General features: G+C 64.2%; 14 protein-coding genes. 8 read left to right on the top strand and 6 right to left on the bottom strand.

What is annotated here, in order from left to right:
* Positions 1 to 56: 56 nt before the first annotated feature.
* Both grpE and dnaK read right to left on the bottom strand, forming a co-directional pair.
* Positions 57 to 722: a nucleotide exchange factor GrpE gene (gene grpE / locus MB901379_RS02580; protein WP_158015228.1), complete on the bottom strand. Its 666-nt coding sequence runs from the start codon at positions 720 to 722 to the stop codon at positions 57 to 59.
* Positions 719 to 2,596 carry a molecular chaperone DnaK gene (dnaK, locus tag MB901379_RS02575; RefSeq protein WP_158015227.1) on the bottom strand — a complete coding sequence of 626 codons (1,878 nt, stop codon included), beginning with the start codon at positions 2,594 to 2,596 and terminating at the stop codon, positions 719 to 721. Before dnaK ends, grpE begins: the two co-directional genes overlap by 4 nt.
* Positions 2,597 to 2,998: 402 nt before the next feature.
* Between dnaK and MB901379_RS02570 the strand changes: the two genes are divergently transcribed.
* Complete coding sequence (locus tag MB901379_RS02570; RefSeq protein WP_158015226.1) at positions 2,999 to 4,456, top strand: amino acid permease; 1,458 nt, start codon at positions 2,999 to 3,001, stop codon at positions 4,454 to 4,456.
* Positions 4,457 to 4,673: 217 nt separating this feature from the next.
* Positions 4,674 to 5,048, top strand: coding sequence for a PE family protein (locus MB901379_RS02565; protein ID WP_158015225.1), 375 nt, complete (start codon positions 4,674 to 4,676; stop codon positions 5,046 to 5,048).
* A 33-nt stretch (positions 5,049 to 5,081) separates the two neighbouring features.
* Here MB901379_RS02565 and MB901379_RS02560 read toward each other — a convergent pair whose 3' ends face one another.
* Positions 5,082 to 5,633 carry a nucleotidyltransferase family protein gene (locus MB901379_RS02560; RefSeq protein ID WP_158015224.1) on the bottom strand — a complete coding sequence of 184 codons (552 nt, stop codon included), beginning with the start codon at positions 5,631 to 5,633 and terminating at the stop codon, positions 5,082 to 5,084.
* A gap of 52 nt (positions 5,634 to 5,685) precedes the next feature.
* Here MB901379_RS02560 and MB901379_RS02555 point away from each other — a divergent pair, with 52 nt between their 5' ends.
* From MB901379_RS02555 to MB901379_RS02535, 5 genes are all read left to right on the top strand, one after another.
* Positions 5,686 to 8,019 (top strand): xanthine dehydrogenase family protein molybdopterin-binding subunit, encoded by a 2,334-nt coding sequence (locus tag MB901379_RS02555; protein ID WP_158015223.1) that lies wholly within the window; start codon positions 5,686 to 5,688, stop codon positions 8,017 to 8,019.
* A complete protein-coding gene (locus MB901379_RS02550; RefSeq protein ID WP_158015222.1) occupies positions 8,016 to 8,903 on the top strand; it encodes an FAD binding domain-containing protein in 888 nt (295 codons plus the stop codon). Before MB901379_RS02555 ends, MB901379_RS02550 begins: the two co-directional genes overlap by 4 nt.
* Positions 8,896 to 9,384, top strand: a complete 489-nt coding sequence (locus MB901379_RS02545) for a (2Fe-2S)-binding protein (protein ID WP_158015221.1) — start codon at positions 8,896 to 8,898, stop codon at positions 9,382 to 9,384. The genes MB901379_RS02550 and MB901379_RS02545 overlap by 8 nt, the downstream gene beginning before the upstream one ends.
* Positions 9,385 to 9,475: 91 nt before the next feature.
* Positions 9,476 to 10,036: a hypothetical protein gene (locus tag MB901379_RS02540; RefSeq protein WP_158015220.1), complete on the top strand. Its 561-nt coding sequence runs from the start codon at positions 9,476 to 9,478 to the stop codon at positions 10,034 to 10,036.
* Positions 10,037 to 10,072: 36 nt separating this feature from the next.
* Positions 10,073 to 10,636 carry a hypothetical protein gene (locus MB901379_RS02535; RefSeq protein WP_158015219.1) on the top strand — a complete coding sequence of 188 codons (564 nt, stop codon included), beginning with the start codon at positions 10,073 to 10,075 and terminating at the stop codon, positions 10,634 to 10,636.
* 255 nt (positions 10,637 to 10,891) lie between these two features.
* On the opposite strand, the gene MB901379_RS25145 is transcribed toward MB901379_RS02535, so the two are convergent.
* Complete coding sequence (locus MB901379_RS25145) at positions 10,892 to 11,218, bottom strand: hypothetical protein (RefSeq protein WP_174236964.1); 327 nt, start codon at positions 11,216 to 11,218, stop codon at positions 10,892 to 10,894.
* Between the two features lie 117 nt (positions 11,219 to 11,335).
* On the opposite strand from MB901379_RS25145, the gene MB901379_RS02525 reads away from it, so the two are divergent.
* Positions 11,336 to 13,177: an Hsp70 family protein gene (locus MB901379_RS02525; RefSeq protein WP_158015218.1), complete on the top strand. Its 1,842-nt coding sequence runs from the start codon at positions 11,336 to 11,338 to the stop codon at positions 13,175 to 13,177.
* Here the strand turns inward: MB901379_RS02525 and iniC are convergent.
* Positions 13,174 to 14,655: an isoniazid-induced dynamin-like GTPase IniC gene (iniC, locus tag MB901379_RS02520; protein WP_158015217.1), complete on the bottom strand. Its 1,482-nt coding sequence runs from the start codon at positions 14,653 to 14,655 to the stop codon at positions 13,174 to 13,176. The genes MB901379_RS02525 and iniC overlap by 4 nt on opposite strands.
* Positions 14,652 to 16,505, bottom strand: coding sequence for an isoniazid-induced dynamin-like GTPase IniA (gene iniA, locus MB901379_RS02515; protein WP_158015216.1), 1,854 nt, complete (start codon positions 16,503 to 16,505; stop codon positions 14,652 to 14,654). Before iniA ends, iniC begins: the two co-directional genes overlap by 4 nt.
* Positions 16,506 to 16,587 lie beyond the last annotated feature (82 nt).

Raw genomic sequence — 16,587 nt, 5'->3', positions numbered from 1 at the left:
CCGCGTCACCTCCTTACCTTCATGTCCATGTTTTGTTGTCGTCCTGATTCTGGGCCCTATTCAGCGGGGGCGTCGGCGTTATCGCCCGTGTCGGACCCACCGTTTTCGGCGCCGCCCTCAGCCGAGGCCGCCGTGGGCTCCGGCGCAGAGGTGGCGTCGGCAACCGTGTCGACCACCGCCACCAGGGCGTTGCGCAGCACATGCTCACCGAGCTGGTAACCCTGACGCATGACGGTGCCGATCACCGGCTTGGATCCCTCGCCGCCATCGCCCTCGTGCTGCACCGCTTCGTGCAGCACCGGGTCGAAATCCTCGCCTTCGGCACCGAACGGCGTCAGACCGAGCCCGTTCAACGCGCTCATCAGCTTGTCGGCAACCGCTTTGAGCGGACCAGAGTCCAGATCACCGTGCTTGCGCGCCCGTTCCAGATCGTCCACCACGTGCAGCAATTGGCTGACCACCCCCGCCTTGGCCCGATCCGCGGCGGCCTGCTGATCACGCAGCGCCCGCTTTCGGTAGTTGGCGAAGTCGGCCTGAACACGTTGCAGATCGGCGGTTAGCTCGGAGATCTTGTTCACCGCATCCGCGGGCGCCGTCCCTCCCGGCGTATCGCCGGGAGGGACGTGCCGGACTTCACCCGTCTCAGGATCGATCCGTCGGTTGTCGGTAACGGTGACTTGCTCCTGCGGATTGCCTTCGGTTTGCGGATTTCCGTTGGTCACTTTGCACCCTGGTCGTCGTCGACTACCTCCGCGTCCACCACATCGTCGTCGGCACCGGCCTGAGCGCCGCCCGGCGCGGCGGCACCGGCGGCCGCCGACGCGGCCTGGGCGTCAGCCTGGGTGGCCTCATAGATCGCCTGGCCCAGCGCCTGGGACTCCTGGCCGAGCTTCTCCATCGCCGACTTGATCGCGGCAATATCCGTTCCGCCAAGCGCCGACTTCGCTTCGCTGACAGCGGCGTCCACTTTGTTCAAGGTGTCCTCGGGCACCTTGGAGCCGCCCTCGGCCTCGCGCTGTTCTTTGACAAACTTCTCCGTCTGGTAGACCAGCGTCTCGGCCTGGTTGCGCACGTCGGCCTCTTCGCGACGGTTGCGGTCCTCCTCGGCGTGCGCTTCGGCGTCCTTGATCATCCGGTCGATCTCTTCCTTGGACAGGCCCGAGCCTTCCTGGATCCGGATGGTGTTCTCTTTGCCAGTGCCCTTGTCCTTGGCCGTGACGTGCACGATGCCGTTGGCGTCGATGTCGAATGTGACCTCGATCTGCGGCACGCCCCGCGGCGCCGGCGGGATACCGGTCAGCTCGAAGGAGCCGAGCAGCTTATTGTGCGACGCGATCTCGCGCTCACCCTGATACACCTGAATCTGCACCGACGGCTGGTTGTCGTCGGCAGTGGTGAAGGTCTCCGACCGCTTGGTCGGGATGGTGGTGTTGCGCTCGATCAGCTTGGTCATCACGCCGCCCTTGGTCTCAATACCCAGGCTCAGCGGCGTAACGTCAAGCAACAGAACGTCTTTGACTTCGCCCTTGAGCACACCGGCCTGCAGCGCGGCGCCCACGGCGACAACCTCGTCAGGGTTGACGCCCTTGTTGGGCTCCTTGCCTCCGGTGAGTTCTTTGACCAGCTCGGTGACCGCGGGCATCCGGGTCGAACCGCCCACCAGCACGACGTGGTCGATCTGCGACACCGAGATGCCGGTGTCGGCGATGACCGACTGGAATGGCTTGCGGGTGCGGTCGAGCAGGTCCTGCGTGATGCGCTGGAACTCCGCGCGAGTCAGTTGCTCGTCGAGGAACAACGGGTTCTTGTCGGCGTCGACGGTGATGTAGGGGAGGTTGATCGAGGTGCTCTGGCTCGAGCTCAGCTCGATCTTGGCCTTCTCGGCGGCTTCGCGAAGCCGCTGCATGGCCATCTTGTCCTTGGTGAGGTCGATGCCGCTGCTGGCCTTGAACTTGTCGACCAGCCAGTCGACGACGCGGTCGTCCCAGTCGTCGCCGCCGAGGTGGTTGTCACCCGAGGTGGCACGCACCTCAACCACTCCCTCGCCGATCTCGAGCAGAGATACGTCGAAGGTGCCGCCGCCGAGGTCGAAGACCAAGATGGTCTGTTCTTTCTCACCCTTGTCCAGGCCGTAGGCCAGCGCGGCCGCGGTCGGCTCGTTGACGATCCGCAGCACGTTCATGCCGGCGATCTGGCCGGCATCCTTGGTGGCCTGACGCTGGGCGTCATTGAAGTAGGCGGGCACGGTGATCACCGCGTCGGTGATGTCCTCACCGAGGTAGGCCTCGGCGTCGCGCTTCAGCTTCATCAAGACGCGAGCGCTGATTTCTGGAGCCGTGTATTTTTTGTCGTCGATCTCGATCGACCAGTCGCTGCCCATGTGCCGTTTGACCGAACGAATGGTGCGGTCGACGTTGGTCACCGCCTGGTTCTTGGCGGGCTGACCGACCAGCACTTCGCCGTTGCGCGCGAACGCGACGACCGACGGAGTGGTGCGGGAGCCCTCCGAGTTGGCGACAACAACCGGGTCGCCACCTTCGAGAACTGCGACGACGGAGTTGGTGGTCCCGAGGTCGATACCGACCGCACGAGCCATGGTGAATCCTCCTGAGTAGGTAGAGCTTCTTACGTCACTATGCTGAGTGAACCCCGCTCAAGCCTGCCTCTGATAGCACCACGCTGTCAACTTAGCCTTGAGTCTAGTGCACTCAACTTGTTCGAACATGGTAACGGCGGCCGTCGGCAACTTGTTCCCGGGTCGGTAAGAGATGGCGGCCTAGCCGGTCTGGCTCGTGGGTCCCACCGTGCCGACGCGCGGTTATTGCCGCCTCACGCACCGCTTGTTGCCCGCGATTTACGGCGACCTCCTCCCCGGATTGTTCCGGGTTGGTTAACAACCGGCCGGTGGCACAACCGTGCGCTAACCTGTCAGCCAGTCCATCCCTCCGGCGTGCCCGCATCGCGGCGTTCCAGGGAAGCCGATGCCAGCAGGAGCTCAATGCCACCGCTAGACGACGCCGCCACCGAGAGACTTACCCGCGAAGACTCGGGCTATCACAAATCGCTCAATAACCGACAATTGCAGATGATCGCGCTCGGCGGCGCGATCGGGACCGGCCTTTTCCTGGGTGCCGGCGGCCGGCTTGCGTCGGCCGGACCGGGGTTGTTCCTGATCTACGGAGTCTGCGGATTCTTCGTTTTCTTGATCCTGCGCGCGTTGGGTGAACTTGTCCTGCATCGCCCGTCGTCGGGGTCGTTCGTCTCCTATGCCCGCGAATTCTTCGGCGAGAAAGTGGCTTTCGCAGCGGGTTGGATGTATTTCCTGAACTGGGCGATGACCGGAATCGTCGACACCACCGCGATCGCGCACTACTGCCACTACTGGAAAGCTTTCCAATTCATCCCACAATGGACGCTCGCGTTGATCGCGCTGGTGGTGGTGTTGGCGATGAATTTGATCTCGGTCAAGTTGTTCGGCGAGCTGGAATTCTGGGCCGCGTTGGTCAAGGTGGTCGCGCTGGTGACCTTTCTGGTCGTCGGAACGGTTTTCTTGGCCGGGCGCTACCACATCGACGGCCAGCAGACCGGCCCGTCGCTGTGGAGCAGCCACGGCGGCCTCTTGCCGACCGGACTGCTGCCGCTCGTGCTGGTCACCTCGGGGGTGGTGTTCGCTTACGCCGCCATCGAGCTCGTCGGCATCGCCGCTGGGGAAGCGACCGAACCGGAGAAGATCATGCCGCGGGCCATCAACTCCGTGGTGTTCCGGATCGCCCTGTTCTACATCGGGTCGACGGTTCTGTTGGCCCTGCTGCTGCCCTACACCGCCTACCGCGACCATGTCAGCCCGTTCGTGACGTTCTTTTCCAAGGTCGGATTCTCCGGGGGCGGCGACCTGATGAACGTGGTGGTGCTCACCGCGGCACTGTCCAGCCTGAACGCCGGACTGTATTCCACCGGAAGGATCCTGCGTTCGATGGCCATCAACGGCAGTGGCCCGAAATTCACCGCGCCGCTGTCTAAAAACGGTGTGCCGTTCGGCGGGATCCTGCTCACCGCCGGGATCGGCATGTTCGGCATCGTGCTCAACGCCATCAAACCGAGTCAGGCGTTCGAAATCGTGCTGCACATCGCCGCGACGGGAGTCATCGTGGCCTGGGCGACGATCGTGGCATGCCAGTTGAAGTTTCATCGCTTGACCAGCGCCGGGCTGCTGGAACGGCCAAAGTTCCGAATGCCGCTGTCACCGTACAGCGGGTGGGCCACGCTGTTGTTTCTGGCGGGCGTACTGATTCTGATGCTGATCGACGAGACCTACGGCCGGTGGTTGCTCGCCGCGATGCTGGTCGGTATCCCGGCCCTCATCGGTGGCTGGTATCTGGTTCGCCACCGCGTGCTGGCCACCGCACAGCGCGCCGTGGCAAGACCGCCAACCCAGCCGACCCAGCAACCCCAGTAGCGCCTTAGCGCGGTTGTCTTGCCGGGGTTTCGGGCCATCGGGGTGTGCCCGGAACCGCCCCACCCGCCGACGAATATGGGGATGACACTCGACCGGCACACCATGGGAAAACATTTGATATTGGCAAGAACTCGCCAAATCCGCAGCGCCGTCGGCTGACGGGCGGCATAGCGTTAGTTCGCCGGATTTTCTGAAGACCGGAACCTTCGAGGTCATCATGGCGTTTGTGGTTGTGACACCGGAGCTGCTAGCCGCGGGTGCAACAAGGGTGGAGCACATCGGCTCGGCGCTGGGCGCGGCCAATGCGGCGGCGGTGCCCGCGATCACCAGCGTGGTTGCGGCCGCTGAAGATGAGGTGTCGGCGGGCATCGCGTCATTGTTTTCCGAGTGCGCTCGGGCCTACCAGGCGCTCAGCGTGCAAGCGGCGGGGTTTCACAGCTCGTTCGTGCAGGCCATAAGGTTCGCGTCGGAGCAGTATCAATCCGCTGAGGCCGAGTTTTACGCCCTCCTGGCGGCACGGCAAGCGCAGCGAGCGTCTCTGCAGAGCCCCGGGCCGGACCCGAACCACACCAGCCCCGCTGGCGGCGGCTAACGATAACCCCGCGCCACGGGAGCGCGCGGCGCTTCACGATGGTTCGTCGATGTCGAGCCCGGTGGCCAAGTCGCCACACTCGACCACCTCGACGTTAGCGGCGCCACGCAGGTAGGAGGCCGCACCTTGGTCCCCGGACATTGCCGTTAGCACCCCTGGCCAATGCGCGCGTGCGATAACCACGGGATGGCCGGGTTGCCCTCCGAAGTACGCCCGCGCCAGACCGCTACGAGACGCCAACCCGCGCGCAACCACGCGCGCTACCACCGCGGCGTCCACATCGGGTGTATCGATGACGTGCAGCACTGCGTAGTCCGCCCCCATCCGCTCAACCTGGGCCAGACCCGCGCGAACCGACGCGCTTAGACCCTGCTCCCAATCCGCGGCGGTGATCGCGGTGACACCGGGTGGAGCGGCAACCTCGGCCGCACCCAACACCACAACGACTTCCCGACAGCCACCACCCACCAGCGCCGCCACTGCGGTCTCCAGCCAGCCGTCTACCAGCACTTTTGGATGTCCGTACCGTCGGCCCGCCCCCGCAGCCAGCAAGAGCCCGACGGCTATCGACTCCGATAATGCCACTCTCCTATCATGGCATTGTGCTTCTCGTAGTGCGACAACCGGATGGAGCGCGATGACTCAGGATGCGCAACGCGGTGCACCGGCGCCCCGCTACGCCGGCACCCGTGTCCACCGGGTAGAGGACGCCCGGCTGCTGACCGGTCACGGCAGTTTCGTCGACGACATCTCGCGGCCCGGAATGCTGCACGCCTGCTTCGTCCGTAGTCCGTTCGCTCGAGCCCGGATCAACAGCATCGACACCGCAGCGGCCCTGGCATTGCCCGGGGTGCACACGGTGTTCACCGCGGCCGACCTCAACCCCGACGTCAAAGAGGCGTGGCATGCCGTTGCCGGCAAGGATGTTTCGGACACACCGCGGCCGCCGCTGGCCGAGGGCGAGGCAAAATTCGTCGGCGACCCGGTGGCGCTGGTCGTCGCCGAGAGCCGCTATCTCGCCGAGGACGCGCTGGAACTGATCGATGTGGACTATGAACCACTGCCCTCGATCACCGATTTCACCCGCGCGCAGTCGTCGGACGTGCTGGTCCACGACGGCTATGCCGATAACGTTGCCGGCGGCATGGCTGGGGCGCCGCCCGACGAGGAACTCTTCGCGACGTCAGCGTGTGTTGTGAAAGAGAGCATCTACCAACAGATCTACGCGCCGGTACCCATCGAGACACGCGGCCTGGTCGTCGAGTGGGCCTCCGCGTCACAAGAACTCACATTGTGGGCGTCCACGCAAACACCACACGAGCTGCGCGCATTCTGCGCTCGACTATTAGGAATTCCGGCACAACGTGTCCGGGTGATCATGCGCGACACCGGCGGTGGATTCGGCCAAAAGGTCGTCCCGATGCGCGAAGACATGTGCATCATGCTGGCCGCCCGCAAAGTGCCATCGGCGTTGAAGTGGATCGAAGACCGCCGCGAGAACCTGATGTCCGCGGGCCAGGCACGCCACGTCAGCGGCACCGCACGGATGGCCTTCGCCGACGACGGCAGCATCCAGGCGGCCGATATCGAGTTCATCCAGGACATCGGGGCATACCCAACGCCCTACCCGGTGTTGACCACCGCCGCCATCGGCATGTTCTTTCCGGGGCCCTACCGTGTCCCCAAGGCCAGCTTCAACTACAAGACGATCTTCTCCAACACCAGCGGTCTGGCCGCATACCGGGGTCCGTGGCAATACGAAACGCTAACCCGCGAAATACTTCTCGATATCGCGGCCCGCAAGATGCACATCGATCCGGTCGACCTGCGTCGACGCAACCTGCTGCGCCGCGACGAGATGCCGTACGTAAACCCCAACGGCATGCCCTACGATCATGTTGCCCCAATCGAGACTTTCGAACAGGCCGTGAAAATCCTTGACCACGAAGGGTTTCTCCGAGAGCAGCGCGACGCGCTGGCCCACGGACGCTACCTGGGCGCGGGATTCTCTGTCTACATCGAGCCGACCGGAGCCGCCACCGGCCACTTGGCCACCGAAGGCGCCACCATCCGGATGGAGTCAACCGGCAAGATCAACGTCTACGTCAATGGCGGCTCGAGTGGAAACAGCCTGGAAACTACCGTTGTTCAGCTGACCGCCGATGCGCTCGGTGCCGACATCGACGACGTAGCCACCATCCAAGGTGACACCGCAATCACACCCTATGGTGCGGGAACACAGGGCAGCCGCAGCGGACCGATGACCGCAGGAGCCATCAACGAAGCGGGCACCATCCTGCGGGAAAAGATCATCGCGCTGGCAGCACATCACCTCAACGTCACCGAATCCGAAGTTGAACTGGCATATTCGGCAGCCAGCGTGCGTGGCGCCCCGGCGAAGACGGTGACGTTCGGTGAACTGGCCTACGCGGCGTACTACTCTCCCCAGCAGTTGCCGCCCGGGATGTCACCCACCCTGGAGGCAACCGCTCGTTTCAACTCCGCCAACCCGATTCACTGGTCGAACGCGACTCACGCTTGCACCTGCGAGGTCGATACCCAGACGGGCAGAGTCACCTTGCTGCGCTACATCGTCAGTGAAGATGTCGGGCCGATGATCAATCCGGCGGTCGTCGAAGGTCAGATCGCCGGCGGAACGGTCCAAGGCATCGGTGGCGCGTTGATGGAAAACTTCGTCTACGACGACGAGGGAAACCCGTTGGCCACCACCTTCGTCGACTATCTGCTGCCGACCAGCACCGAAGTTCCAGGCATCGAATACGGCCACGTCGAGATACCTGGCCCCGGTCCGGGCGGCTATAAGGGAGCCGGCGAAGGCGGGGCCATCGGCTCGGCACCTGCGGTGATCAACGCGATCAACGACGCACTGGCGCCGCTGGGCGTGACCGTCACCCGGCTGCCGGCCAGCCCGTCGGCGATCATGTCGCTGCTTGCGGAGACGGCGCGATGAAACCTGCCTCGTTCGACTACCACCGCCCCGGCACCGCCGAGGAAGCGGTGAGCATGTTGGCGGAACTTGGTGAGGACGCCAAAATTCTGGCGGGCGGCCAAAGCCTGGTGCCGATGCTGTCCATGCGCCTGGCGTACTTCGATCATCTGATCGATATCTCCAGGCTCAGTGAGCTACAGGGGATCGAGCAACGCGGCGGTCACGTGTGGATAGGCGCGGGTACCACCGACGCCAAGGTGGGCGCCAATCGACTAGTACGGGAAACGGTTCCGCTCCTGGCCCAAGTGACTCCGTTCATCGGACATTTCCAGATCCGCAACCGCGGCACCCTTGGCGGGTCGATCGCGCATGCCGATGCAGCGGGCGAATACCCGGCGGTGGCGCTGACTTTGGATGCGGTGATGGAAGTGCTCTCCCCGCGGGGACGACGCGAGATCGAAGCCCAGAACTTCTTCGCCGGAGTATGGGAAACCAGTCTGGAGCCCGATGAGTTGCTCACCGGGGTGCGATTTCCTGCGTGGAACGGTAGATCTGGCTTCGCCGTGCAAGAATTTTCGCGCCGTCACGGTGATTTCGCGATCGCGGGCGCAGTAATCGGCGTTCAAGTCGATGAACAGCACCGGGTATCTCGCTGCGCCATCGGGCTGCTGGGCCTAGGCTCCACACCACGGCGCGCGATGTCAGCCGAATCCGCACTCATCGGCCGCCGGGTTGGCGAGCTGGCCCCGGAAGAGGTCGGCACCGCCGCGATGTCAGGGCTTGACGACATCCCGTCAGACTTGCAGGGGTCGGAGTCCTATCGCACCCAGGTGGGCGCCGTCATGGTGGCGCGAGCCTGGACCCAAGCCGTCCGGGAAGCAAACGCGGGAGCCAACGATGCCTGAACGACCAATCCGTTTGTCGGTCAACGGAAGTGATGTCTGCGCAAGTGCCGAACCGCGCATGACCCTGGCTGATTTCCTGCGCGAACGGTGCAGACTCACCGGTACCCATCTCGGTTGCGAACACGGGGCGTGCGGGGCCTGCACGATTCTGGTGGACGGCGACGCCGTCCGGTCGTGCCTGTTGTTTGCTGTTCAGGCAGACGGTATGGAAGTGACGACGGTTGAGGGCATCGCCTCTCCCGACGGGGAGCTTTCACCGGTGCAGTCCGCCTTGCGCGACTGCCACGGACTGCAGTGCGGCTTTTGCACGCCGGGTTTCGTCGTGTCACTAACCGCGTTCTTACGCGACAACCCATCCCCGACCGATAACCAAATCCGTGAAGGCCTATCCGGAAACTTCTGCCGTTGCACCGGCTACCAGGGCATCGTCGCGGCCGCACGACGGGCCGCGGGACATGACGGGGCACTAACGGCACGATGACGCGCTGATTCCAAGGCGCGTCACTGCGCACACTTGTGTTGCCTCGTGCGTAATCTGAGTCCGAGTATTTCGACTGTTCGGGGAGCAACGCGTGCGGCTATCGCAAAAGGCTCGGTGGGGCCTGTTGGCCCTTTCGGCGGCCGCGGCACTGGTCGCCGGATGTCAAACCACCGTCGACGGCAGGCCGGTGGCCGAACCGGGCTCGGGACCGACCGAGCCTTCTTTCCCGACGCCGCGCACCAGTACTTCACGACCGACCACGACGGCGCCCGCCCAACCCTCCACGCCTAACCCCACCGCGCCGGCCGGTGCCATTCCGCTGCCACCCGACCAGAATGGCTACGTCTTCATCGAGACCAAGTCCGGGCAAACACGCTGCCAGATCAACAAGGACAGCGTCGGCTGCGAGGCGCCGTTCACCAACTCGCCCATCAAGGACGGAGAACACGCCAACGGCGTGCACATCACCGCCGCCGGCGCCGTGCAGTGGGTGCTTGGGAACCTTGGTGCCATACCGACCGTCACCATCGATTACAAGACCTACGATGCGCAGGGCTGGACCATAATCGCCAGCACCGATGGCACTCGCTTCCAGAACAACGGCACCGGACACGGCATGTTCGTCAGCGTCGAGAAGGTGGAAACCTTCTGAACTGATCAGTCCCGCACCATCAGTACCATCGGTTGCGTGGCACGTTATGGCCCACCCGAAGACTTCCACAGCCAGCCGACTCAATATGGCGGCTTCAAGGCGGGTGGGTACCGGCCGCCGGGCGCACCGCCGCCGGGCCCGGCGGGCCCGCCACCTCAGGCCCCACCGGACCTGCCACCGGGCTCATTGCCGCCATCGGGCCAGGTCGAACCACCCGAGCCAGCCGATCCGGAGTCGGAACGCAGGCCCTGGTACCGAAGGCCGGTGACGCTCATCGGCTGGGCGCTAACAGTCGCGATCCTGATCGCATTGATCGTCTACGGCATCGTCGAGTTGATCCGTGATCAGCAGGCCGGCCCGACGACGACAAAAACCCCAGCACCCACCACCACCACAGTTTCACCGACCACGACCGCCACAACAACGCCGCCGCCAACGACAACCACGACTGTTCCACCAGCAGCAACCACCCCCAGAGTCCAACCACCGCCCCCGCAACCCCTGCCCCCAACGCTTCGCCACCCGCATCTACCCCAGATCCCATCAACGATCACCATCCCCGGGATACCGACGACGATCACCCTGCCGCCCCTTCCGTAAAGCTGCTGATTGGTAACGGCTCGCGTGGCTGGGGTTGCCAGGTGGCGGCGACGGGCTAGCATCGGCGGCCGTGGCAAGGTACGACCCGCCGGATTACGGTGCCGAGGACCCATCGGTCTACGGCAACTACGGCTATGGAGACAACCCGGGCGGATACGGACAACAGCCGCACCCTGATCCCACCCCCAACTGGCGCAAGCCACTGGCATTGGTCGGTTGGGGCGTACTGATCGCGGCCCTGATCGCAGTGATCATCTACGGCATCGTCCAGCTCGCCCACGGACGTCCCAATCCCGCCTCGGTGACGACGACCGTTACTGCCACCACCACAAGCACCGCACCAACGACCACCAGCACGACGCCGCCGACCACCACCACGAGAACGACGACCACCACCACACCAACCACAACCACAACCACAACAACGACGACCCCGACCACCACCACCACCACAACGACCTCGACGACGCCCCCGACGAGCTCGGCGACCACGGCACCAACCAGCACAACCACGACCAACTCGGCGGTGCCCGGCGCGTTACCCACATTGCCTGCACAGCTACCGCTGCCGTCAATGCCCACCGTGATCAATCTGCAGCCGGGTCTTTGACCCGAACCCGCCAGAATGTCGGCGGCTATGGTGGGGACGGCCGGTGACCAACGTCGGGTGGCAAAGCAATGGATACAGAGGTAGGGAATATGAGCGAGGCGCTCGGGATGTCGATCGGGGTGGCCAACCTGGTCGCGGCCCGGGTGGGAGGCATCCCGGTGCGACGCGCATCGGTGTTGCAGTTTTCCGCCAGCGGCGCCGCCGAAGTCGGGCTGCCAGAAGAGAACCCGAACCTCTCCACGTCCGGCCTGGTGCTCCGCGGATTCGTGGAGCGCGTCGGAGACCGGGCGCCACTGGTGGCAGCCGACGGGTCGAAGTACCGGGGTGAGACGCTGACGGTCGACGCGCTCAACGCCATGGCGCGCACGGTTGGCTACGGCGCGCCGGTCACTGTCGCCGCTCCCGCATATTGGTCGCAGAACCAATTCGGGGCACTGCGTGAGGCACTACTGACCCAGCCAGCGCTGATACCCAACGGCTTTCCCCCGGCGGTGATCTCAGATGCCACAGCAGCCCTGTCGACGCTGCCCGCGACGCCAGGTTTTCCAACCAGCGGCATCGTCGCAGTATGCGACTTCGGCGCCGGTGGAACCAGCGTCACGCTCGCCAATGCGGGTGCGAGCTTTCAGCAGATCGGCCCGACCATCCGATATCGAGAGTTCTCCGGCGATGAGATCGATCAGCTCATCCTGAGTCACCTTCTCGCGATCACCCCTGGAGTCGACAGCGCCGACACTTCCGGCACCGCAACACGAATGGGCTCTGTGACCCGCCTGCTCCGCGGATGCCAGCTCGCCAAAGAACAACTGTCGACGACAACGGTGACCAGCATTCCGACCGGCCCTGCCGGCCCAGAAACCCGACTGTCTCGCAACGAATTTGAACGAATCATCACCGAACCGCTGGACCGATTCATCGGCTCCGTCGAAGAATTGCTACAGCGCAGCGGAACTAAGCAGAACGACTTGGTGGCCGTCGCGACCGTCGGCGGCGGTGCCGGCATCCCGCTTGTCACCACTCGGCTGTCGGACCGCCTGCAGGCGCCGGTCTTTAGTACGCCGCAACCCATGTTCAGCGCTGCGATTGGCTCGGCACTGCATGGTCAGGAGCAATCGTCGGCAGGCGCCCCGACGGGTGCGGGACCCGCCGTGGACGCCCCGACGAACCTGGTTGGCACTTCCGGTGCTTCGACAGAGGTATCGCCGACGGCGTGGGCAAATCAAGCCGCCGCCGCGGCTGCCAGCGAATCGGCCTCCGACAACGCCAGATCGGCCACATACCGAGCGCTGGCCTGGTCCCAGGACACGGACACGGACAACGAGCCGGTTCCCTACACCGGACCCGACACAACGGGCGAATACGGCAGCGCGGCAGCAACTACGGATTACGCGGCCGGATACGACCCCGGATATGACCAACCCAACCAGGAACGCTACGCCGAAGCCGAACCCCTACCGTGGTACAAACGCGCGGCCGTGGTCTTTAGCTTGGCCGCCGCCGGCTTGGCCATCTTGGTTGCCGTGGTGTTGGGGCTGACGCTGGGGCCTAGTGGCAATAAACCGGTCAACACCACCGAAGTCCCTGCGCCAGAACCGATCACAACAACGGTGATCGGGCCGAACAATAGCCCCACCGTTACGGTCATCACCCCGCCGCCACCCGCCACCACTGCGACAACACCCACGCCCAGCACCACTGCGACAACCACGGCACCAACGACAACGACAACCACGACTTCACCAGCCACGACCACAACGACCACCACGAGTCCCCCACCGACCACGACCACCACCCAACCCACTACCACCACCCGCCCGACCACAACGTCGCAGGTAACGACCACTCCACCACCGACGACCACGCAGCCACCGACGACCACGGCGGCCCCCATCACACCGACCGCCGTGGCCCCGGACGGTTCGACCGGTTAGCGGCGACCCGCGAATTCCGCAACGATCGCCTCGGCACTGCGCACCGCCGCCCGACACGCCCTGGTGGTGAAGGGATCGTTGAGCGGATGCTCGGCGCGACGCCGCCACCGTTGCGCCGCCGCAAACGCCGCACGCGGGACCTCCTGATCATTTTCGGGATCCAGACCCAGCCGGGCGGCAGCACTGGTGCCCGAGCCGCCGACGATGCGGCGCAGCGAAACGATTTCATCCTCATTCAATGTTGTTGCGCAAGAAGCCAATAGACTCAACAGTCGGAGTTCCTCAAACGCGTGCGTGTCGGCCAGCAACGGGTCGATATCGGCAATGACATACGGCGTTGCCATGACCGGGTGCGCCTGCACAAACCTGCGTAACGACACCAGCGCGGTATGCGCCTTGAGCATGTCAGAACGCTGGGTGAACTGCTGATCGATGACCTTGCGCAGCGCCGCCAACCCGCTGCGCTCCAGAAGTTCGGCCGCCAGCCCGGTCGAATCGACGATACCGGCCGCCAGAACGGCAAGGGAGATTCGGATGCCGAACATCCCGAATCGCTCCAGCAATTGTGCGCGGGTGCCGGCATCTATCGGCAACGGAATATCCGGCCGGACAAAACGATCCACGCTCAGCAGGGCCTTGTTGAGTTCGGTACTGTCGGCGCCGGCCAGCTTCTTCAGTGCGATGAACTCACTCTGCCGCAGCGTGCGTGCGGTCAATGCGAGCAACCCGGACACCGGGAGCACGGCCTGGCAAATGCCCGTCTGGGTCATCTCTCGGGTGAATCGCTTGGCCACGTCGCTGGCCGAAAGCATCGCGTCAATGCGGCCCGCGCCGATCTCGTCGGCCCGGGAGGCCACGCCGATGATGCCCAACGCTCCCGCCGAACCTCCCACCAATCCGCCAATCTGTTTGAGCAGCGCGATGTCTGCGGCGTTCAGTGTGCGCAGCAAGAACACCACCGCATCGACACGCGGCACCCCGTCGGCGGGAACCAGCAGCCGCAATGTGCGCTCGGAGGCATCACGGTTCAACGACGATGTCCCCGGCGTATCGATGATCGTGGTGTCAACCAGTTCATCGGCGGGCCATTCGACATCCAGGTCGACGATCTCAGCGGGATTGAGCCGACGCAGGTCAAAGCTCAGCCCGCCCCTATGGGTGATCGGGACATTGCTTCGCCGCCCGCCCCGGTGACTGGCCGTGACCCGCGGAGTGGGACCGTGCCGGAACCAGGTCACGATACGGGTCGCCTCAGTGGCGTCGGTGGGCGCAATGTCGTCGCCCACCAGCGCGTTGACCAAGGTGGATTTACCCGCCTTGAGTGTGCCCGCCAGCGCAATGCGGATCGGCTCGGCCAGACGCGCACCGATGCGGTCCAATTCGTAGAACACGTCTGCTCGTTGGCGGTAGGCGGGCTCACCGCGGTAGGCCTGGATGGTTCCACCCAGAATCGCGCGGACCCTATCGGTGGTGCTCACACTGGCCTCATCGGCGCCTGGGGTGTCAGGCTTGGCCGCAGCTTGTTGAGGTTGTCGATGACCTGGTGCAAGATATCCAGCTGCCGCTCGAGCTCGCGAACTCTGGTGTCCCGCTCGGCTTCTTCCAGGCCCGCGGCGGTAACGGTGGCCTGTAGCGATTCGTTCAACGACCGGGTGAGTTCATTGGCGATGTCGCGGTAATGGTCGCGTAACGTGCGTTGAATCATCTTGAGTCGGTCGCGTGATTCCTTGCTGACCACGAACGAAACCTCATCAACAAAACGTCGCACATTGGTCTTGGCCTCACTGCGCGCACGCAATAGCCGGTTCTCTTTGTCCTCCTTGTAGGCCATGCGGCCCAGAATCAGCCCGGCCCCCACCGAAACGGGGTTGAACAGCCCCAGCCCGGCCACCGACGACAGCATGCCGATCATCACGACGCCGCCGTAGGAACCACGCAAACCGGTGACCACCTTCTGTGCCTTGCCGGCCGGCTTGGATTCGAGCTGAGCCAGGGCTTTGAGTTGCCCGAAATCGGATCCCATCGCACGTTGGCTCAACTCGGCGGATATCACCGCATCCAGCCCGACATCGGAAAACGAGCGAGCGACGTCATCAGCCAATAACTCGGCCCGCTGATATGCCCAGACAAAGTTGTCCCCGACGGCGGTAGCGATCGCGTTCTCCACGTCGGTGCCGATCTCTGCCCAGTGTAACGTCGGGTCACACGAATCGATCTGGCGCTCCGCATCTTCGGTGACCGCACGGAACCGTGCCCGCAGATCATGGTCGACATCCGTGCTCAAGTCGGTGAATCCGTCGTTGAGCACCTGCTGCCACAGCGAGGTCTGTTGCAAGGCATCCTGGGCCTCTCGCTTACGTCGCTCCAAGTCGTCGGCCAGCCGGTCGCGCAGCCCCGGATCGTTGACGACGGACAATTCTGATCCGGCAGTACTCGCGAGTTGTTCTGCCGCTGAACGTATTTCCCGTAGCACCTCATCACGGACCCGGTCGGTCTCGCGGGAAAGCACCTTCTCACTGAGGAACTTGACGATCGCCGGGAAGTTGGACTCCTCGTTGAGTTCTTTGTCGTTCAGCGTGACGGCGTGACTCCGCAACAACGATGAGACCCCAATGATCGGCATCGGCACCCGGGCACGGTGCAGGTGCGCGGCGTTGGTGTTGACGATCTCGCGCCAGTGCGGGTAGAGGTCAATCTTGGTGGCCACCACCACCCCCACCGGGCAGATCTGGTGCGCCTTTTGCACGAACCACATCTCGGGTTCGGTGAATTCCTGGCTGGCGTCACTGACCATCAACACAGCGTCGGCATCCGGTAACAACCCCAATGTCGCCGAAAGGTGGGGCTGCCCGTGACCACCCACACCGGGGGTATCAATGAACACCAACCCGCCTTGCAGTAGCGGGCTGGGCGCTCCAATCTCAACTCGCAGCACTTCGCGGCCCGCCGCCTGCGGCGCTCGGCGCAGATCGGTGTTGATGTCATCGACTGGGACATCGACCGCTGTGGTTTCACCGTTGGGCCCCGCTGACACGACAATGCGGGCCGACGGCTGGGTGCTATAGCTGACGACGGTGATCAGCACGGTGGCTTCGTCGTCACCGACGCGACCTACCGGCAGGTTGAGTAGCGCGTTGAGCAGTTGGCTTTTGCCCTGTTTGAGCTGACCTGCGATCACCACGCGGATCTGTGGATCGGTGATCCGCTCGCGGGAACGCTGGAGCCGCCGCACCAGGTCACCGCGCCCGTTGAGTTCTGCGATCGCGATGGTGTGGTCTATCAGTTCGACGATCACACTGACCCGACGCGGGTCATCGGCTTGAGTCACCGTTGTGCCCCACTTTCTCGATCGCTTTACTGCAACTCACGGTATGCGCACGAACCGGCGGGGACCACGAGGATCCCCGCCG

Source organism: Mycobacterium basiliense, from assembly GCF_900292015.1.
Classification (GTDB): domain Bacteria; phylum Actinomycetota; class Actinomycetes; order Mycobacteriales; family Mycobacteriaceae; genus Mycobacterium; species Mycobacterium basiliense.
This window is presented reverse-complemented; position numbering and strand designations above follow the sequence as displayed.